At 69.0% G+C, this 18,984-nt stretch carries 16 protein-coding genes and 1 pseudogene; 11 read left to right on the forward strand and 6 right to left on the reverse strand.

Annotated elements, in window-relative coordinates:
- Window positions 1–4: 4 nt before the first annotated feature.
- From pgsB to ABZ826_RS26760, 3 genes and pseudogenes are all read left to right on the forward strand, one after another.
- Window positions 5–1,787, forward strand: a pseudogene (gene pgsB, locus ABZ826_RS26750) (poly-gamma-glutamate synthase PgsB).
- On the forward strand, window positions 1,784–2,266 hold the full coding sequence (locus tag ABZ826_RS26755) for a poly-gamma-glutamate biosynthesis protein PgsC/CapC (protein ID WP_352269127.1): 483 nt from the start codon (window positions 1,784–1,786) through the stop codon (window positions 2,264–2,266). The pseudogene pgsB and the gene ABZ826_RS26755 overlap by 4 nt, the downstream one beginning before the upstream one ends.
- Window positions 2,267–2,309: 43 nt before the next feature.
- Window positions 2,310–3,389 carry an NlpC/P60 family protein gene (locus tag ABZ826_RS26760; protein ID WP_361453309.1) on the forward strand — a complete coding sequence of 360 codons (1,080 nt, stop codon included), beginning with the start codon at window positions 2,310–2,312 and terminating at the stop codon, window positions 3,387–3,389.
- A 147-nt stretch (window positions 3,390–3,536) separates the two neighbouring features.
- On the opposite strand, the gene ABZ826_RS26765 is transcribed toward ABZ826_RS26760, so the two are convergent.
- Window positions 3,537–4,145: a GPP34 family phosphoprotein gene (locus tag ABZ826_RS26765; protein ID WP_361453312.1), complete on the reverse strand. Its 609-nt coding sequence runs from the start codon at window positions 4,143–4,145 to the stop codon at window positions 3,537–3,539.
- A gap of 557 nt (window positions 4,146–4,702) precedes the next feature.
- On the reverse strand, window positions 4,703–6,220 hold the full coding sequence (locus ABZ826_RS26770; RefSeq protein WP_361453315.1) for an LCP family protein: 1,518 nt from the start codon (window positions 6,218–6,220) through the stop codon (window positions 4,703–4,705).
- A gap of 142 nt (window positions 6,221–6,362) precedes the next feature.
- Between ABZ826_RS26770 and tatA the strand changes: the two genes are divergently transcribed.
- The gene (tatA, locus tag ABZ826_RS26775; protein ID WP_361453458.1) at window positions 6,363–6,644 is read left to right on the forward strand and encodes a Sec-independent protein translocase subunit TatA; all 282 of its coding nucleotides are present in this window, start codon (window positions 6,363–6,365) and stop codon (window positions 6,642–6,644) included.
- A 195-nt stretch (window positions 6,645–6,839) separates the two neighbouring features.
- Window positions 6,840–7,418: a TerD family protein gene (locus tag ABZ826_RS26780; protein WP_361453461.1), complete on the forward strand. Its 579-nt coding sequence runs from the start codon at window positions 6,840–6,842 to the stop codon at window positions 7,416–7,418.
- Window positions 7,419–7,469: 51 nt separating this feature from the next.
- Here ABZ826_RS26780 and ABZ826_RS26785 read toward each other — a convergent pair whose 3' ends face one another.
- Complete coding sequence (locus tag ABZ826_RS26785; protein ID WP_361453318.1) at window positions 7,470–8,288, reverse strand: hypothetical protein; 819 nt, start codon at window positions 8,286–8,288, stop codon at window positions 7,470–7,472.
- Between the two features lie 228 nt (window positions 8,289–8,516).
- Window positions 8,517–9,092, reverse strand: coding sequence for a TerD family protein (locus ABZ826_RS26790; protein WP_361453321.1), 576 nt, complete (start codon window positions 9,090–9,092; stop codon window positions 8,517–8,519).
- A gap of 204 nt (window positions 9,093–9,296) precedes the next feature.
- Here ABZ826_RS26790 and ABZ826_RS26795 point away from each other — a divergent pair, with 204 nt between their 5' ends.
- The 3 genes from ABZ826_RS26795 to ABZ826_RS26805 all read left to right on the forward strand — a co-directional run bounded on the left by ABZ826_RS26795 (window position 9,297) and on the right by ABZ826_RS26805 (window position 12,231).
- The gene (locus ABZ826_RS26795; RefSeq protein ID WP_361453324.1) at window positions 9,297–9,728 is read left to right on the forward strand and encodes a BlaI/MecI/CopY family transcriptional regulator; all 432 of its coding nucleotides are present in this window, start codon (window positions 9,297–9,299) and stop codon (window positions 9,726–9,728) included.
- 3 nt (window positions 9,729–9,731) lie between these two features.
- The gene (locus ABZ826_RS26800; protein ID WP_361453327.1) at window positions 9,732–10,667 is read left to right on the forward strand and encodes a M56 family metallopeptidase; all 936 of its coding nucleotides are present in this window, start codon (window positions 9,732–9,734) and stop codon (window positions 10,665–10,667) included.
- Between the two features lie 280 nt (window positions 10,668–10,947).
- Window positions 10,948–12,231, forward strand: coding sequence for an LCP family protein (locus tag ABZ826_RS26805; RefSeq protein WP_361453464.1), 1,284 nt, complete (start codon window positions 10,948–10,950; stop codon window positions 12,229–12,231).
- Between the two features lie 501 nt (window positions 12,232–12,732).
- Here the strand turns inward: ABZ826_RS26805 and ABZ826_RS26810 are convergent.
- Together ABZ826_RS26810 and ABZ826_RS26815 are read right to left on the reverse strand one after the other, a co-directional pair.
- Window positions 12,733–13,767, reverse strand: a complete 1,035-nt coding sequence (locus tag ABZ826_RS26810) for a sporulation protein (RefSeq protein ID WP_361453330.1) — start codon at window positions 13,765–13,767, stop codon at window positions 12,733–12,735.
- Window positions 13,768–13,867: 100 nt separating this feature from the next.
- A complete protein-coding gene (locus tag ABZ826_RS26815) occupies window positions 13,868–14,089 on the reverse strand; it encodes a hypothetical protein (RefSeq protein WP_361453333.1) in 222 nt (73 codons plus the stop codon).
- A 799-nt stretch (window positions 14,090–14,888) separates the two neighbouring features.
- Here ABZ826_RS26815 and ABZ826_RS26820 point away from each other — a divergent pair.
- The 3 genes from ABZ826_RS26820 (at window position 14,889) to ABZ826_RS26830 (ending at window position 18,976) form a co-directional block, all read left to right on the forward strand.
- Window positions 14,889–15,821, forward strand: coding sequence for a helix-turn-helix domain-containing protein (locus tag ABZ826_RS26820; RefSeq protein ID WP_361453336.1), 933 nt, complete (start codon window positions 14,889–14,891; stop codon window positions 15,819–15,821).
- Window positions 15,822–16,616: 795 nt separating this feature from the next.
- The gene (locus ABZ826_RS26825; RefSeq protein WP_361453339.1) at window positions 16,617–17,681 is read left to right on the forward strand and encodes a phytanoyl-CoA dioxygenase family protein; all 1,065 of its coding nucleotides are present in this window, start codon (window positions 16,617–16,619) and stop codon (window positions 17,679–17,681) included.
- Window positions 17,663–18,976 carry a DUF6271 family protein gene (locus tag ABZ826_RS26830; RefSeq protein ID WP_361453342.1) on the forward strand — a complete coding sequence of 438 codons (1,314 nt, stop codon included), beginning with the start codon at window positions 17,663–17,665 and terminating at the stop codon, window positions 18,974–18,976. Before ABZ826_RS26825 ends, ABZ826_RS26830 begins: the two co-directional genes overlap by 19 nt.
- Window positions 18,977–18,984: the final 8 nt, after the last annotated feature.

Below are 18,984 nucleotides of genomic sequence, written 5' to 3' on the forward strand. Positions count from 1 at the left end.
GGCCTTGCTCTTCCTCTACACCGTGCTCGTGATGTGCTGCGCGATCCTGCTGGTCGCGGGCATCGTCGAGCAACGTCGCCACTTCAGCAATCTGGAGCGGATCCCGACCCGTGTGCTGGTCAACGGCATTCGCGGCAAGAGCTCCATCACCCGGCTCTGCGCCGGCGCGTTGCGCGGCGGTGACCTCGTCACCGTCGCCAAGACGACCGGAACCGCGGCCCGCTTCATCCACCCGGACGCCACCGAGGAGCCGGTCTACCGCAAATTCGGCATAGCCAATGTGGTGGAGCAGATCGGCATCGTGCGACGTGCCGCCGCGTACACCCCGGACGCGCTCGTCATCGAATGCATGGCTGTCATGCCGGCGCTCCAGGAGATCAACCAGTCGAAGCTGATCCGGTCGACGATCGGCGTGCTCTGCAACGTACGCGAGGACCATCTGGCCGAGATGGGCCCGACCCTGGACGACGTGGCCCGCTCGCTGTGCCGCTCCATGCCGGAGGGCGGCATCTGCATCACCGCCGAGAAGGACCGCTTCGACATCCTCCAGGAGGAGGCGGACGCCCGGGACTGCAAGCTGATCTACGCGGACCCGGAGACCGTGAGCGACGCGGAGCTGCGCGGGTTCAGCTGGTTCACCTTCAAGGAGAACGTGGCGATCGCGCTGGCTGTCGCCGAACTCCTCGGCGTGGACCGGGAGACCGCGCTCCAGGGCATGTACGACGCTCCGCCGGACCCGGGCGTCCTCTCGGTCGAGCGGTACCGCACCCACGACGACAAGCGGCTGCGGTTCGCGAACGTCTTCGCGGCCAACGACCCCGAGTCGACGCTGATGAACATCAACCAACTGCTCGACCTGGGGGGCGATCAGCCGGCCGCTGAACGTCGTCATCAACTGCCGCCCCGACCGCGTCGAGCGCAATGGGCAGATGGGCCAGATCATCCCCGACCTCCAGCCGGAGAAGGTCTTCGTCATCGGGCACCCGGCGAAGAGCGCCATCGACGCCATCCCCGCCGAGTGGCGGCACACGGCGGTCGACCTGGGCGGTGACAAGCGCGATCCGGAGGAGTTCATGCGCCAGTTGCTCGACCGGCTCGGCCCCGAGTCCTCGCTCGTCGCGATCGGCAACATCCACGGGCAGGGCGAAGTCCTGCTGGAGCATCTGGCCGAACTCCCCGCGGACGAGACGGTGGACGAGCCGGCGGACGCGCCGGGCGTGAGGGACGCGCGGGACGGACTGCCCGGCGAGGCACGTGCCGCATCACGCGACGACGGCCCGCCCACCGCGGCCGTGCCCGTGATCCCGGCCCAGCCCCGCCGTGAGGCGCCCGCCCTCGAACCGGGCCATGTGCGGCACGACGAGACGCTCGCGCTTGCGCGGTACACACCGCGCCTCGACCCGTTCGCGCCCTACCCCGAGGCCTACGAGGCCCGGTATCAGCAGCGTCAGCCGGCTGTGCTGCCCCTCGCCGTACGCCCCCGGCAGCCCGGACCGGAGCAGTCGGGAGAGGCGCTGCGGCAGTACCCGCAGGAGCAGTCGGGACAGCCGACCCACCAGCCCCCGCAGGAGCAGTCGGGACAGCCGATGCGGCAGCCCGGACCGGAGCAGCCGGGACAGCAGCCGCAACAGCCCCCGCAGGAGCAGCCGGGACAGCCCTGGCCGACATCCGAGATTCCGGCACAGAGTCCGGCGCAGCCGCCCGCACAGCCTTATGTACGCGGTCCGTTCGAGCCGGTTCGGCCGCCCGCCCCGGCCCAGCAGCAGAACCCAGGAGAACCCCGTTGATCCCCTCCGTCCTCACCCCCGAGATCGCCGCGATCGGTATCGCCCTGGGGCTGATGTTCTCCCTGGTCTGCTATCTGACGACCAACCTCTCGCCCGGCGGCATGATCACCCCGGGCTGGCTGGCCCTCACCCTCGTCGAGGACCTCCAGCGCGCGGCCATGGTGGTCGGCGTCACCGTGCTGACGTACGTCGCCGTCCTCGGCCTCCAGCGCGTCGTGATCCTCTACGGCAAGCGGCTGTTCTCCACCGTCGTGCTCACCGGCGTCATCTTCCAGGCAACGCTGATGATCGTGCTGTCGCTCGAATTCCCGCTGATGTACACCAACCAGACGCTCGGCTTCATCGTCCCGGGCCTCATCGCCTACCAGCTTGTCCGCCAGCCCAAGGGCGCGACTCTGCTCGCGACCGGCACGGTGACGCTGATGGCGTACGTCGTACTCACCGCCGGAATCCTGCTCGGCGCCCTGCCCACCGTCTGACCGACCGACACCGCTCGACCCACCACCCGGAGCTGACCGACCCATGAGTGCCAAGACCAAGCGTGGCCCCCGCCCGGTGCTGCATGCCGTCACGGTGATCAGCCTGCTTGCGGGCAGCGCCTACCTCACCGTCGAACTGCGCAAGGACGAGCAGGCCAAGGCCCCCGCCGTGCAGGCCGTCACCGACAACCCCGCCCTGCGCTCCTCCGGCGCCGGTCTCAACGGCGAAAAGAGCTGGGAACGACTGCAGAACCCCGCCCGCACCCTGCTGCGCGGGGCCGATGGTGAGGTCCTCGCCAGCTTCACCGACGGCGCCCGCACCGCCACGCTCACCGGTCCCAGCCGGACCTTCACCGAGCCCGCCTACACCAAGTCCCGGGTCGTCACCGAGGACTGGGTCCGGCTGATGCCGTACCAGTGGAAGAAGGGCGCCGAGAAGGAGAAGTGGTTCAAGGACTGGTTCAAGGAGTTCTTCGGCAGCGAGGAGGACGACCTCTTCGCGATGGCCTTCCAGTACGTCGACCAGGCGCCGATCAAGAAGGACGACGAGGGCGTCTCGTACGCAGGGGACGCCAACTTCGGTCCGATCAACCCGAGCGGCAGCCCGGGCAACGACTACCGGCTGGAGGAGTCCGACTTCTTCGACTACCTCGGCATCCCGTACACCTTCCGCAACGGCACCACGATGCAGCCGCGCCCCGAGCGCGCCCGCTCGATGGACTGCTCGGGCTTCATCCGTACGGTCTTCGGCTACCGCGCCCGCTATCCGCTGATGGCCACCGACGCCCTCGGCGACGGACTGCCGCGCACCGCGAACGGCATGGCCCGCTCCAGGCGCGGCGCGGACGTCATCGAACTCAAGGGCATCACCTCCGCGGACCGGCCGAAGAACATCGACGTGCTGCAACCGGGAGACCTGGTCTTCTTCAAGCTCGACCGGCGGACCAAGCAGCGACTGGACCACGTCGGCATGTACATGGGGCACGACACCGACGGACACAAGATCTTCGTGTCCAGCCGGGAAGAGGTCAACGGCCCGACCATCGGTGACAAGGGCGGCACGTCCAGGCTGGACGGAAACGGCTACTACGCCGCTACGCTGCGCAGCGCCAAGCGCCTGTGAAGCAGCCCCCGGCCACCTCGCGCCGCACCGCCCGGAGGCCCGCCGTTCGGCGTGGCTCCGGGCGGTGGGTGCCGGGCTGAGGGGCGTCGACGGGGCCGAGGACGCCGGTCCACGGGGCCGGAGGCCGTCCAGCCGTCCGCGCCTTCGTCATTGGCCTCGCCAGATGTTGTCGAAGGCCGCCTTGTCGAGCGCTCGCCGTTGTCGCTGGAACTCAAGGTCCCGCAGGGCGTCGTCCACGGCGGCGAGCACCGTCGTGATCGATTCGTCGGGCACGCCGGGGGAGTCACCGATCGGTTTGTCGCGGATCCCGGCCGCCGCCGCGAGCGCGGCGAGGACGGGCTCATCGGCAGTCCAGCGGTCCGCCGCCCGGCGACGGGCGGGCGAATCGGCAAGGACCATCCGACTGGTCGCGGAAGGCACCCAGCGCGGTCGGTTCTGCGCAGTGAGCTGTCCCTCCGCCTCAAGGGCGGCCAGATAAGCCGTGGACAGACCGCGGCCGCGCCGCCACAGCCAGTCGTCGAGCGATTCGTAGGGCGGTTGTCGGACGAGTGACGACACGGCCTCGTCCAACAGGGGATCGTCCATCGCCGGCGCGTGGCCCGGCACGATTCGATCGCCGTCCAGCCTGACGGCCTCGGCACCCAGGAGGTCGATCACCTCCGCCCCCGCGAGCACCAGTGAAAGATCGCCTCGTTCCAGGGGGCGCCTGGCCGCCCTGTCGATGGCGGCGATCAACAGGTCCCGCGGTGTGCTCATGAATGGCTCCACGTCAGCGGTGTCGGGGTGTCGGGGGCGCACGGCCGCCTGGAACTTCCACGGCACCGGCGTCGTCGACGCCGTCGCGTGGCGCAGTGGCACCGGTCTCTCGCGGTGACGGCTCCGGCTGCGACGGATGAGGCAATGGACGCCGGCGGATGACCGCGCGTTGTCGTCCGACCGGTTGTCGACGGCGATCAGGCCCGTATTCGAGTCTACGAAGCGAGGATGCCGGCCGCATCCCGCGCCGACCGACCTGGCCCGCCGGGGATGCGCACTCTGGCGGGAAGGCCGGCGGTCGCGGTCGGCTGACGTCCGGCAGGTACCTTCCGGGGGTTCGACGACCTCGCCGGTTGCTCGGGAGAACGGCGCAGTGGGGTGCGGTGACGTGGCCTCTGGTGTCCCGGCCCTGGAGACCCCGTCCTCGCGGCCGGGGCTCCGGCAACCCGGGCCGGGAGTTCGAGCGAAGGTGTGAGGGTCGCTCCCGCGCGCAGTTCGCGGCTGCTCGACGCGGCGGGCCGCGCTGAGCTCGCGGCTGCTCGACGCGGCGGGCCGCGCTATCCGTACGAGAGGTTGGAGCAGGGGTTGTCGTCCGCGGAGCGGGCGTCTGCGGCGACCTTGGAGGGCACGGCGGACGGCGCGGCCGACGCGGTGGCTTCCGGTTCGGTCGCGTACATCGTGCCGAGGACGACCGCGATGCCGGTGGCGGCGACCGGGGTGAGCTCCGCGCCGGGGAGGGCTCGGGCGACCTTCCCGGCCTGGTCCTTCTGGCCGGGGCCGTACTCGACCACGGTCTTGACCTGGGTGCGGACCGAGGCCGTCGTGGTGTTCGTGACGGTGAAGCCGTGCTCGTCGAGCACGGCGGCGGCACGGGCCGCGAGGCCGGTGACGGTGGTGCCGTTGTAGACGGCCACCGAGACGCCGGTGCCGTAGTCCGAGTCGTCGCTGCCCGGCGACGTCGACGGTGACGGAGCGGACGCCTTCACGTCCCCCTTTCCCCCGGCGTCCTGGCCGTCGATGGTGCGGTCGGCCCTGAGCGCCGCCCACAGTGCGTCGGCGTCGGGGTGGACGATCGCCACACGCGCACCCTGGTACTTCCACGGCACGGTCACGAACTTGGTGTTGTGCAGGTCGATGTCCTTCATCGACATCGCGAAGGAGACCAGTTTGTCCGCGGAGCCGAGTCCGGGGTCGACGGTCATCGACCTGGTGGCCGCGTCCGCGAGCGGCAGCAGTTTGGTGGGCGTGAGTCCGTCGCTCTTTATCTGTTTCAACAGGCTGGCGACAAAGGCCTGTTGGCGTTTTATGCGACCTATGTCGGAGCCGTCTCCGATGCCGTGCCGGATGCGCACGTAGTCGAGCGCCTGCTGGCCGGAGACGGTCTGCGGGCCCTTGGCGAAGATCCGCTTGCCACGGGTGAGGCGATGGGGGTTGAGGTCTCGCTGATAGACGTCCTGGGGCAGGCAGACCTCGACGCCCCCGACGGCCTCGGTCATCGTCGCGAAGCCCTTGAAGTCGATGACGACGGTGTGGTCGACGCGCAACCCGGTCAGTTTCTCGACCGTGTTCTGGGTGCAGGCGGGGTTGCCCTTGGCCGTCGCACCCACCGAGTACGCCGCGTTGAACATGACGTTGGTCCCCGGCTGGGACCAGGTGCCGTCAGGCAGTTTGCACGGCGGGATGTCGACCAAGGTGTCACGGGGGATGGAGACGGCTATGGCGTGCTTCTGATCCGCGTACGTGTGCAGCAGGAACGCGGTGTCGGAGCGGCCGATGTCGTTCTTGTCCCCGCCGCCCAGGTCGCTGTTGCCGTCGGTCCTCCCGTCCGAGCCGATCACCAGGACGTTCGAGCCCTTGGTGGAGGCGGGCGGCCGGTCGCCGGACACGCCGTCCGAGCTGAACGTGTTGATGTTCCCATTGAGCCGCATGTAGACCCAGCCCGCGCCGGCCGTCAGCAGGACGAGCAGGGAGACCGTGACGGTGAGGACGGTCCGGGTGCGGCTCCGCTTGCGCCGCCGACTGCGTTCGGCCACTGCTCGCGCACGGTGCCGGGATGCCTGGTGGCTGCCTGTCATTCGTCCACACCCCATCAGTTCCGGTCAGAGGGAAGGGGTGACCGTTCCCGACTCAACAGTTGTACAGTTGCGCAATGTAGCAAGCATTTCCGAGAGATGGTGCCCCGCGTGGTCCATCGAGGAGAGAGAAGGGTTGGGTGGAGTGTTCCGTAACGCGCTGGAGCCCTGGCATCTGCTGATCCTGGGACTCGTGATCGTCCTGCTGTTCGGTTCGAAGAAGCTGCCCGACACCGCACGGGCGCTGGGGAAGTCGCTCCGCATCCTGAAGAGCGAGACCAAGGCCATGAAGGAGGAGGGGGCGTCCCCGTCGGCCGCTCCCGGGGCCGACGCCCCCGAACCGCCGGCCCCGAGGACCATCCACTCGGCCCCGGGCGACGCCGCCTCGGCCCGTCCGGTGGCGGAGAGCGGCGTCGAGCGCCACTGAACGTCGCGCGTCCGCGGTGCGGTGGCTCGGTTCGTACGGTGAGGCCGAGGCGGCGCGTGTGCGCCGCTTCCGTCTCCCTGCGGCGACTTTAAAGGTTGCGCAATATTTGAATATGGTGGGTTCACTACGCGTCCGGCGGAGCCCTGTTGTTCCGGTGGGCGCATCACCGGCGCGTGTCGAAGGAGAGCAGTGGTGTTGGGCGTCAGTCTCGCCAAGGGTCAGAACGTCGTCCTGAACCAGGACGGCACCCCACTCGCGGATGTCACGGTCGGCCTGGGCTGGGACGCCCGTCCGGTCGGCGGCACGGACTTCGATCTCGACGCGTCCGCGATCATCTGCGGACCGGACCAGAAGGTCGTCTCCGACCGGCACTTCGTCTTCTACAACAACCTCGCCAGCCCGGACGGGGCGGTGCGGCACACCGGCGACAACACCACCGGAGAGGGCGACGGCGACGACGAGCAACTCCTCGTCGACCTCGACCGGCTCGACGAGAAGACCGGGCAGATCGTCTTCACCGTCTCCATCCACGACGCCCAGAACCGCGGCCAGAACTTCGGACAGGTCGAGGACGCCTACATTCGCGTGGTCGACAACCTCACCGGCCGTGAGATGTGCCGCTACGAACTCTCCTACGACGCCGCGGGCGAGACGGCGATGGCCTTCGGCGCCCTGTACCGCAGGGGCGGCGAATGGAAGTTCCGTGCGATCGGGCAGGGTTACGCATCCGGCCTGGCCGGTATCGCCGTCGACTACGGCGTCGACATCGCCTGAGCCGGGCGGAGGGGCGGCCCCGTGCCATGGGCGCGGGGCCACCCAGAGGCGTCACGGGCGCCGTGTGCCGGGGAGGTCCGGTCCGCTGAAACCGGGGCCGACGAAGTCCGGGCTGCTGAAGTCCGGGCGGCCGAAATCCGGGCTGCTGAAGTCCGGGCTGCTGTAACGGGGTCGGTGCCCGGAGCTCGCACTCCGGCCGGGCTCGGGCGCCGCGGGCTCCTGCCCGAGCGGCTCGACGGGCTCCCGCCTGAGCTGCTCGACGAGGAACGGCCCGATGCCGTTGTGGCGCAGGGCTCGGAGCCACGCCTCCCTGGCCCGATCGAGGTCGGCGTCGAGGCCGGGGGAACACACCGCACTGCTGCTCGCACGGGGTTCCCGGTGCGCGGCGGCGGTCCGGTAGAGCGCGAGGATGCCGAAGGCGGCGGTGAACGCGGCGATACCGAGGCATATCCAGCCCGCCGCGATCAGCGTGCCGGCCATGGCGGGCGCGCTGCCGGCCAGCCGGAGCACGTACCCGAGGAGAAGGAACGTGGCCGCGGCAACAGCGGCGAGGACCGGGGTGAGAACCGCCAGAACGGGCACCAGGCCCGCGCCCGTGTCCTCCTGGTGCCCCGGCCCGGACAGGGGTGTCGCCCGATCGGCGGGCCCACCGTTCTGGATCTGTCGCCGCAGGTCCGCGTACGACCGGTACGCGGACTCGGCGGCCGACGCGACGTGAGGACCGGCCGCCAGGCCCCTGACGCGCAACTGGTCCGTGCCGATGCGGGACCGGGCCAGCAAGTGCCGAATCTCCGCGGACCCGATGACATCGTCGAGAGCTGACGCATAGTCGGCTCTGTCCTCGTCCCGCAGTGGAAACGGCCGGTCCATTCCATCCCTCGATTTGTGTGATCCGTTGTCCTGCGCCTTCGCGGCGGCGACGGCGTGCGAGCCCCCACGGGTGGGCGGCCGGTGCCGGCGTCCGGCCTCGGAAGGCGCGCCCGCCGTCGGCACCGCCAACCGCCGACCGTCGGCCGTCAACCGGGCCCGGAGTGCCGCGGGTCGAGGGTCACGGCGCCGCTGTCTTCAAGGTCGGGTGCGTCGTACGACGCACCGTGTTCAGAGGCTGACGCCGAAGTCCGCGACGATGCCGCTCAGGCCGGAGGCGTACCCCTGGCCGACTGCGCGGAACTTCCACTCGGTGCCGTTGCGGTACAGCTCGCCGAAGACCATCGCGGTCTCGGTCGAGGCGTCCTCGCTGAGGTCGTAGCGGGCGATCTCGGCCCCGCCCGCCTGATTGACCACCCGGATGTAGGCGTTGCGGACCTGTCCGAAGCTCTGGCCCCGTCCCTCCGCCTCATGGATCGAGACGGGGAACACGATCTTGGCGACCTCGGCGGGCACGGTGGGGAGATCGACCTTCACGATCTCGTCGTCCCCCTCGCCCTCGCCGGTGAGGTTGTCGCCGGTGTGCTCGACCGAGCCGTCGGGGCTCTTGAGGTTGTTGTAGAAGACGAAGTGCGCGTTGGAGAGCACCTTGCCGGCCGCGTCGCACAGCAGCGCGCTGGCGTCCAGGTCGTAGTCCGTTCCGGTGGTCGTACGGACGTCCCAGCCCAGACCGACCAGCACCGCGGTCAGTCCGGGCGCCTCCTTGGTCAGCGAGACGTTTCCGCCCTTGGCGAGGCTCACACCCACAGCGTTTCTCCCTCTTCACGACATCGGCCCCGGACGGTCACCGTCCGGGCGCTCTGTGACAGCAACTGAAATCTACAACACTGTAGAGTTGGTGAGTGGCAGAGTGGCAGTTGTCCGCACGGCGGCGGCGGACCACCGGCGACGGTCGGTACGATGCCCCGTCGCCCGGCAGAACAGGCGGCCGTACGGGAAGGGGACCGCGTCGTGACCGCAGAGGAGGACGGGCGGCAGGGACAGCGCGCCCGCAGACGGGGCCAGGGAGAGCTCGAAGCCTTGGTGCTGTCCGTGCTGGGCGACGCCCGTACGCCGGTCACCGCGAGCTGGGTGCAGGAGCGACTCGACGGCGGTCTCTCGTACAGCACCGTCATCACCATCCTGACCCGGCTGCACGGGAAGAAGGCCGTGTCGCGCACCGGCTCCGGGCGTCCGGTCCTGTGGCGGCCGGTCGCGACGGACGAGGCCGGACTCACGGCGCTGCGGATGCGCCGGCTCCTCGACAAACAGGACGACCGCGACGCGGTGCTGTCCAGCTTCGTCTCGGCACTCTCCTCGCACGACGAGGAGTTGCTGCGGGCGCTGCTCAACGAGAGTGCGCCACCGGCGCCCGGAACACCGCCGGCTGAACCGGAGAGCTGAGCGATGGGCGTCTTCGTCTTCCTGCCCCTGGTGTTGCCGTTGACCGCGCTGCCGATCGCGCGACTGGCCGAGCAGCATCTGCACCCGCGGCGTGCCGCCCGTCTACTGACCACCGTGGCGGTGATCCTCGCGTCGTGCAGCACGGTCTGCCTGGGGCTGCTGATGGTCGTCGGTACGGCCCAACTGCCCGGAAACCCGCTGCCCGACGGCTGGTCCGACGACGAGGTGCGCGAGGCCGTCCCGCACGACAGGTTCGTCGGCAAGGCGGCCATTGTCGCGCTCGTGGCCGTGGCCGCGTCCTGGGTGCTCACCGTGCACCGTCACTACCGCTTCCGTTCACGTGCCCACCGGGTCCTCGCCGCGCTGCCTTCGCGGGCCGAGGTCGCGGTGCTGTCCGACGCCGTGCCGTACGCCTACGCGCTGCCCGGCGCACCCGGCCGGATCATGGTGTCCACCAGCATGCTGGCGTGCCTCGACGAGGCCGAGCAGCGGGCGCTGCTCGCCCACGAACGCGCGCACCTCTCGGGGCGTCACCATCGACTGCTGCTCGCCGCCCAGCTCGCGAGCGGGGCGAACCCGCTGCTGCGACCGCTGCGGTCCGCCGTCGCGTACAGCACCGAACGCTGGGCGGACGAGGAGGCCGCACGGGTCACCGGCGACCGGCGGACCACGGCTCGCGCCGTCGGCAAGGCGGCTCTGATCTCCCACCGGGCCACCTCGCCGACCGTCGCGGCCTTCGCCGCCTCCGGCCCCGTCCCGCGCCGGGTCGCCGCGCTGCTGGGGCCCGTTCCGCCCGACCACGGCTGGCCTCCGGCGCTCACCGCGACCGGCGTCGCGGCCCTGTTCGCGGCGGCGGGCACCGCCGTGTCCACGCTGTCCTCGCTCAACGCCGCCTTCGCCCTCTTCCTCGTACTCGAAGCGGCGACCCCGTTGTCATGACACAGCCGTGGCGCCCCGGTGCGGACGCCCGGCCGGGCAACGGGCTCTCCTTCGGACGGAGGCCGGGAGCAGCTGTTCTCTACAGGAATGTAGGGTTCGTCCACCGCAAGTCGCGGTGGACGAGGGAGTGGTGAGCGAGCGGCCGATGGGCCGGGCGCGGAGGGTCAGCGTGAGCAATGAACGCAGGAAGCCGCGCGGCAGGGCGGGGCGCAGGGCCGACGAGAATTCACGGGGGCGGCTCACCAGACGGGGCAGGCTCGTCGTCCGCGGCAGCGTCGCCCTGGCGGTGCTGCTCCTGGCCGCCGGTGGTGCCGGTGCCTGGATCTATCAGAACCTCAATGGGAACATCCACTCCGCCGACCTCGACGACAAGCTCGGCGCCGACCGGCCGGCCAACATGAGTCCCGGATCCAAGAACATCCTGGTGGTGGGCTCCGACTCCCGTGCCGGAGACAACGGGAAATACGGCAAGGGCCTGACCACCATGCAGTCGGACACCCTGATGGTCATGCATGTGGCGGCCAACCGGGAATGGGCCACCGTCGTCTCCCTCCCGCGGGATTCATGGGTAGGAATACCGGCATGCGACCGGGGCAACGGCACCACGTCCACACCGCACCACTTCAAGATCAATGAGGCCTTCGCCGTCGGCGGAACCAGCGGCGACGTCGCCGGGGCGGCTGCCTGCACCATCAAAACCGTCGAACAGAACACCGGCCTGCGCATCGATCACTTCATGTCGATCGACTTCCAGGGCTTCAAAGGCATGGTGAACGCCCTCGACGGCATAGAAGTCTGTCCCGAGACGGCGATCCACGACAAGAAGGCGCACCTCGATCTGGAAGCGGGATGCCAGACGGTCAAGGACGAGAAGGCCCTCGGCTATGTCAGGACCCGCTACAGCGTGGGGGACGGCTCCGACCTCGGCAGAATAGGCCGTCAGCAGGAATTCATGGAGGCGCTGGTGGCCAAGGCGCAGAAGAAGCTGACCAGCCCGACCGCTCTGTACGGCTTCCTCAACTCGGCGACCAAGTCACTGACCACGGACAAGGAACTTGCGGGGGTCACACCGATCGCCGCGCTCGCCTCCGAACTCAAGGGCATCCCCGGCGACCGGCTGGCCTTCCTGACCGTGCCGAACTACGCCCGCGAGGCGGATGTGCCCACCGACAAGGCCAATGTCGTCTGGCAGTACCCCCAGGCAGCGGATCTCTTCGCTTCCCTGGCCAGGGACAAGGAAGTCGACAAGAAGTCGCTGGAGGCCGCCGGTAAGAATCCCGTGTACGCCACCACGATTCAGGTACGCGTACTCAACGGGACAGGAAAGCAGGGGCGGGCCGCGGAGGTCGCGGAAGCCCTGCGTACGGCTGGCTACACGGTCATCGGCACAGGCAACGCCCCCCATGGCACGGCCAGGACGGCGGTGACGTTTCCGCAGGGACTCGACCGGCAGGCGAAGGCGTTGGCCTCCCGGCTGCCGGGAACGCGAGCGACCCAGGACTCCGCTGCCGCTCCCGGGTCGGTGACCCTGACAGTCGGCGAGGACTTCGACGGCCTCCGCTGAACCCGCGGCCGGCAGTCGCCGCGCCGGTGTACCGCATCCGCCGAGCCGGCGTCCGGCTTTCGTCGCGCCGACGCGTGGCCTCCGCGGAACCGGCGGCCGGCCTTCCGCCGCGTCGACGGACGGTTTCCGCTGAATCTGCGGATGGTGGACGGCGGATGCCCCGGCGCTGCGATACCTCCGGGCAGCGCGCAGTCCAGCGACGCGCAGCGGACACCTGCCGGGCCGGCAGCAGGAGCCACCGGCCCGGAAGGAGGGCCGCTGCCCGGAGGGTGCACTCATAGGGCGTCGGAGACCGGATGTGCGTGCCCGGCTTTCCGGGCGACGCCCTGCCCCGGGCGGTGAAGCCGCCGTCGACACTGACGATGACGATGCCGATCCACAGCACGGCACGCGCCTGTGCGGCTGCCTTGCGGTCCTCGGCGTCCCAACCGTGCTCCGCCGGCGGAGCAGCCGACGGAACCGATCAACGACGGGCCCGCCGCCACCCGGTGGATGGTGGGCTCACCCTTCGTCGCTCTCGCTCTCCTCGTCCTCGAAGGCGTCACCGATTTCGTCGACGACTTCGGCGGCGACCATGCCGCCGACGACTCCGACCGCGACGCCCGCGGCGACGCCCGCGACCACCGCACCGGTGCTGGGCCCGGAGCGCCGGTGGTCATCGCCGTGGTGTGTGCCGTGGTGGAACTCGGAGTGGTGCGTGTCGTGGTGCCCGGTGTGTCCGTACGAGGCGGAGTACGGGTCGCCGGGAAAGCCGCCGTGCGAGCCGCGACCGGCCACGATCTGCCCGATCCACGAGTCGACCTCGGCGATCCAGTCCGTGTGGCCCACGGCCTGGTGGGAGACGGCGAAACGGTGGACGGCATCGTGGCCTTCGGAGAACGGGCCGCCGCGCTTGTCGGTCTCGATGACGACCTCGACACCACCGGACGACGCGAGGAAGGTCACCTCGATCTCGTCGACGGCATGCGCGTGGTGCGCGGGTGGGGAGAGTTCGATCTCCTGGTAGAAGGGCAGTTGTTGCCCGGTCCCGTGGATGTGGCCCAGTTCCAGATCGGCGGACTTGAACCCGAAGCCCAACTGCCCCAGCGCTTCGAGGACTGCTTCCTGCACCGGAAGCGGCACCACGTCGAGAGCGTCGAGGTCGCCCTTGTCCTTCGCTCCGGCCACCTCCACCTCGGTACGCACTCCGAGGATCACCCCGAGCGGCTGCCCGTGGAGACGGGTGACGGGTGTCTCCCACGGCAGCGTGAGAGAGAACGGGACCGTCTGCTCGGCCCCCTCCGAGAGGCGGAATCCACCGCCGACCGTGACGCGGTCGAAGACGACCGTGCCGTGTTCCTCCCCGTCGTGGCTCTCCGCCTCTACCTGGGCGACCAGATCGAGGGTGATCTGCTCGATGGTCACGTCAGCCTGGCCGCCGCGCAGATGAACGCGTCCGGTCAGGGGGCCGCCGGGCAGGACAGGGCCGGGGTCCAGGACCGTGTCGACCGATGGACCACCGATTCCGATGGCTCCCAGCAGCTTCTTGAACACCATGATGGCGTCCGCTCCTTCATATGGGTCTGTACTCAGGTGTGGCGATACGCCGGGCCGCCTCGCTTCTGGTCGGCGGACCCGGTGACGGTGGGGCGGAGCGCTACTTGGCGGCAGCGTCCAGTGCGGCGAGCGTCTGGGCCCAGCGGGCGTACTTCAGGTTGGCCAGATCTGCCACCGTCTTGATCCCGAATGCCTCATGAAGGAGCTCTCCGTGGCGCTCCGACACACCCTTCAGGGCGGAGACCGGGGCCGAGGGAATCGTGGACAGGTCCTTGTCCGCGTAAGCCTTGTCGAGCACCTTGTCCAGGTCGATTGGGACCACTGCTGCCTCCTGTGAGCGCACTGCCCCGCCTGTTCGGCGGAGTGCCGCGGGCGCGGCTGTCAGCAGAACTACCCCGGAAGGTAAAGCAGTTCCCAAGAAGATCGACGAGAGGTGCATTTTCGGCCACGGCGTCATGTCCTGCTGACGGGCAAAATGCAAGGTCAGCCCGATGGGTGAACGTGATCGATCACGGGCGGCGCTGCTTTGCCTTCGCTTTACGCACCCGGGTGAACCGGCTGTCGGGCACGGCCGCGGGAGGTCGTGCTGTCGCGTTCGAGAGGGTCGCTTCCGGCCGTGTGCCGCGCACCCTTGCCCGGTCTGTGGAGCCTCGGCGGGAGGGAATCCAACAAGCGTGTATCGCGGGGTGGTTGAGGCGTATGGCGCGTCGGTCGAGACCCTTCTTCGGGTGCTCTCGGGGCACCTATGGGCGTGAACCTAACAGGCGTCGAGTCACCATGTCTAGACCAACTTCGATTGCCGTGTGCGTGCACTTGATTACGTAAGGTGATGCTCGTGTGACCTGGGGCACAAGCTCCTTGACAGTCGCCGGAAGGGTGCCGAAAGCTCGTTCATCATTGGTCTGGACCATGAGGGATGAGCGGGGTTCATGTTCGACCCGTCACATGTTTCCGCCGCGGATGCACGCGTTCCGCGAAGTGAACTCCCGTGCAAAATACGGGAGTTGACACTAGGGGCACCGTGGGGCCGCGATATCGGCCGCGGCGTCGTCGGCCCTCTCCCCGCTCGGTCCGCAACGGCTCGGGGTGGTTGTTCCGGTGCGTACCGGCAGGAGGAGTTGATGGATCGGCAGTTTCCGGACGTACGGCTCGCGTTGTGCGAGCTGTGGCAGGCGTTCGGCGGAATGGCGCTGCTGGCCCGATACGGCTCCGAAGCGCCCTGGCCGCATGCGTCCTGGGCCCGGGAGGCGCACCGAGCGTTGACGCCGCGCCTGAGAGCGGTCGTCGCTCTGGCCCGGCCCCAGGGGCGCATCCCGTCGTTCCTGACCGCGGGCGTCACTGCGCGAAGGGCGAGTGTCGCCGATGAGCTCGACGCGATGGTGCGTACGCCGCCCGGACTCGTCCGTGACGAACTCGCCCGGGAATACCCCCAGGCGTTCGCCGATCCATTGATTGCCGCGCTGATCCGCGATCCGGAAGCGCAACTGGGATACCTGGCCGTGGAGTTCACCAACTTCTGGCGGTCCGTGATCGAACCGCGCGGAATCGGGCTGGTGCGCACCCTGGAGGAGGAGATCCTCTTCCGCTCGCGCACTCTGGCGATGAGCGGGGGAGCGGCGCTGCTCCACGACCTCGGGCTCCCGTTCGAGCGCACGGACGGCGCGGATCGCCTGACCGTCGTGCCGATGCTGCTCGCGGACGGCACCCACTGGTGGTCGGTCGCCGACGGTCGGACCGCGGTCTCCTTCGCGGCGCGAGGAGCGGGCCTCCTGCGCGCCGAGCCGAAGAAGGACGGCACCGCACAGCCGCAACGCGCGGACCGCCTGGCGATCCTGCTGGGCCGGGGCCGCGCCTCCGTCGTCCGTGAACTGGCCGTCCCCATCACCACGTCCGCGCTCGCCGATCAGTTGGGCCTCGCCGCGAGTACGGTCTCCCAGCATCTGGCGGCCCTGGTCGCCGCCGGCGTGGTGCAACGCCACCGGGCCGGTACCCGCGTCCTCTACGAGCTCAATCGTGAGGGCGTGACGCTGACCGAGTGCCTCATGAATCAATAGTCGGCGCGTGCGTGGGGCAGGCGCGCGGGCGCGGCCTCCATGGCGCGGTCTCCTCGGAGCGCCGTATCGAAAGACATCGCGGACCAAAGAAAGCATTGACAGGTGCATGGTGAATTTGTCGGCTGTAGTGATTGACAGAGCGTCAATTCAGGAAAGCCGGGCGCTTTCTGTCGATCCACCCACGATCCCGACCTGACCCGCCGTAGTACGCGTCGGGGCGCAGAGCCATTCCCTGCCCGTTCACCAGGCCGTACATCGGGAGCCGACCTCGTTGCCGCAGAGCGCAACTGCGGCGATTCGGCGGACACCGAAAGGGTTGTCCGATGCCTTGAGGTCGACAAAAGTCGGGTGGGAACTGCTCGACCGGAGGACCGCAAAGACGTGAGCAAGACACTCGTGACCGTCAACTTCCTGAGACCCGAACGCGTCGCCGTACCGACCTGACGCGATACCCGACGCGGGGCCGCGACAGGCGGGAACGCCCAGTGACCGTCCTCGGCCCGTAGTCGCCTCACGCTCTCCGCTCCGGCGCTGATCCCGGATGACGGGGCGGCGCGGTCGACATCCGTCCCCGGTCGCGCCATCGCCCTGCGACGCGGCGGGTCTCTCCCCCGACCTTCCACCCTTCCGCGGAATCGGACGCGCGCGGTGGGCCTCGGCCCGGCCCGTGACCGGGCGGCCAGCCGCGTCAGCCACTTCATCCGGCACGTGCCACGGTGCGGCGCCCGGTACGGGAACCGCTGCGGAAGCCGCTGTTCCGCCCAGCTTTGAGAACGCGAACCTTGGAGTGATTGCATGCCGACGCCTGACCGATATCTGCATCGAGCCCCTTCGGAGCGCCCGTACTTCAGCTCGGACGGTGAGTCATATCTGGCGCAGACGCCGTTGCGGGACATCCGGAAGACGCGAGAGCTCCGCGTGCTGTCCGATGAGGACTTCGCCTGTTGGCAGACCTATGGGTATGTCATCGTGCGGAAGGCGATTCCCGCTGACGCGGCGCGGCGCCTGCTCGAATTCACCTGGGATTTTCAGGGGCTCGATCCGGCCCGGCCCGACAGCTGGTACGAGGACAAGCCGTTCCGGTCCGATCTGGACAAGGAACTGCATGTCTACGGGTTCGTCGAGGCGTACCACCACCAGCTCATCTGGGACAGCCGGCAGGCGCAGCGCGTATACGACGCGTTTGTCGATGTGTGGGACTGCGAAGAGCTGTGGGTGACCCTGGACCGGCTCAATCTCAACCCGCCCAACGTCAAGAACCGCGACCGTGCGCTCATCGCGCCCACGGACAAGGGGTTCGACATCGAGCTCCACTGGGACGTCGACACCACGCTCGGTGTTCTGCCGCAGCGGGTCCAGGGGCTCATCGCGCTGAACGACACTCAGCCGGAACTGGGGGGCTTCCAGTGCTCGCCCGAGCTCTTCCGGCAGTTCGAACAGTGGAAGGTCGCTCAGCCGACGGACCGTGATCCGATCAGGCCGGACGCCGACCGGGCGGAGTTCCCCGTGGTCCGACCGGAACTCAAAGCCGGTGACCTGCTGATCTGGAACGGTCTGCTCGCGCACGGCGTGGCGCGCAACACATCGGAGCGCGGTGTTCGCGCAGTCCAGTACCTCTCCATGATGCCCGCGCTGGAGCCGCACGACGCACTGAGGCGGTCCCGGGTCGAATCGTGGCGGCACCTCAGCACACCGGACTGGAACAAGACGCTGGTCGGCGACGCCACGACGCACGAATCCCGGCGATACGGCACCGCGGCACTGAACGAACTCGGCGAGAAGCTGCTCGGCCTCACGTCCTGGAACGGGCAGGAATGCGAACGATCGACCGGAGAGCCGGCATGCGCAGAATCTGCCTGACCCTTCCCACCAACAGGGCGTGTGCCGCGACGATATCGGCCCTGGGTGAGGAAGCGGACTACGCGGCCCGTCACTTCGATGTCGAGGTGCATCTGCTGATCCTGGATTCCTCCGGCGAAGCGGCGTTCGCCGAGCACGCCGGAGCCGTCCGCGATGCGCACCGGGCACCGAATGTGATCGTGCACCACCTCGACGAGGCGGCACAGAGGGGGTTTCTGCGGCGCGTGATCCGGCAGGCGGGGGTCGTCAAGCCGGAGCTGATGCTCGACCTCATGCTCCCGGCCGGTGTCTCCTACGGCGCCTGTACCAATCGCGCGTTCCTGATCGGCAGCGCGCTCGGATGCGAGTCGGTCCATCGCAGGGATTCGGACAGCCGCTATCAGCAACTGAACGGCGAGCCCGTCTTTCCCGTTCACCACGAGCTCACCTCGCTCGGAAAGACGGCGTTCGACGCGGCATCCGGTGTGTCCGAGACCGCTCTGGCGCCGGAGCACGGGCACAAGCCGGTGGCGATGGTGGGCAGTTCCTTCGTCGGTGAGCTGTCGGTGGACATCAGCGAGATCTCCCGGCTCGACCGCGACGTCTACTACGACGTCGTCAGCCTGTGGGCCCCTCTTCAGTGGCCGGACGAGGCGAAGAGGGCCCTGGTCGACGCATCCTTCACTGGGGCGGGCGCCGAGGTCTTCGTCCGCGATCGCTCGACCCTGACCCATGTCGATCCCATGCGCGTGGACATGTGCAACATCAGTTTCCAGCACGAGGTGTACGAACGCGTGCCGCTGCCTCCCGCGACCGACACCATCGGCAGCGACTACTTCCTCATGCACCTGGTGCACGACGGCACACTGCCCGGCGTCCTGCACAACCGCAACATCGTCAACTTCTACACCCCCGAGCGCAGAACCGACGCGGGCTTCATGACCTATCAGACGCGGTTGACGAAGTTCTTCCTGTCGATGCTCTACTTCAACTTCGTCTACGCCAGGATGGCGGCGGCCGGCGCGTCACTGCTCGACGACCGGCATCACGTCCGGGCGGACACGATCGCCGAACTCGTCAGGGAGAGCGCCCGTTCGGACCGGGAGGAGAACGTACACCGCCTGGACGTCCTCGATCGTTCCTACCGGAAACTGGGCGGCAGATACGCGGAGTTCGCCGGCCTCCTGGAGTCGCGCGGCCCACGGCTGCTCGAAGAAGCCCAGGAGGACATCGAGGACTTCGCCCTGCTGATCGAAGCGTGGGCACCGCTCGTGCGGGCGAGCAGGTCCACCGGCGTACCCCGGCCGCGCGGGTAGCGGGGACC

This window comes from Streptomyces sp. NPDC047515 (assembly GCF_040643055.1).
Lineage (GTDB): Bacteria > Actinomycetota > Actinomycetes > Streptomycetales > Streptomycetaceae > Streptomyces.

Coding starts and splice junctions, on each gene's coding strand:
- ABZ826_RS26760 (WP_361453309.1), top strand. CDS start 2,310: ATGAGTGCCAAGACCAAGCGTGGCCCCCGCCCGGTGCTGCATGCCGTC.
- ABZ826_RS26765 (WP_361453312.1), bottom strand. CDS start 4,145: ATGAGCACACCGCGGGACCTGTTGATCGCCGCCATCGACAGGGCGGCC.
- ABZ826_RS26770 (WP_361453315.1), bottom strand. CDS start 6,220: ATGACAGGCAGCCACCAGGCATCCCGGCACCGTGCGCGAGCAGTGGCC.
- ABZ826_RS26785 (WP_361453318.1), bottom strand. CDS start 8,288: ATGGACCGGCCGTTTCCACTGCGGGACGAGGACAGAGCCGACTATGCG.
- ABZ826_RS26800 (WP_361453327.1), top strand. CDS start 9,732: ATGGGCGTCTTCGTCTTCCTGCCCCTGGTGTTGCCGTTGACCGCGCTG.
- ABZ826_RS26810 (WP_361453330.1), bottom strand. CDS start 13,767: ATGGTGTTCAAGAAGCTGCTGGGAGCCATCGGAATCGGTGGTCCATCG.
- ABZ826_RS26820 (WP_361453336.1), top strand. CDS start 14,889: ATGGATCGGCAGTTTCCGGACGTACGGCTCGCGTTGTGCGAGCTGTGG.
- ABZ826_RS26825 (WP_361453339.1), top strand. CDS start 16,617: ATGCCGACGCCTGACCGATATCTGCATCGAGCCCCTTCGGAGCGCCCG.
- ABZ826_RS26830 (WP_361453342.1), top strand. CDS start 17,663: ATGCGCAGAATCTGCCTGACCCTTCCCACCAACAGGGCGTGTGCCGCG.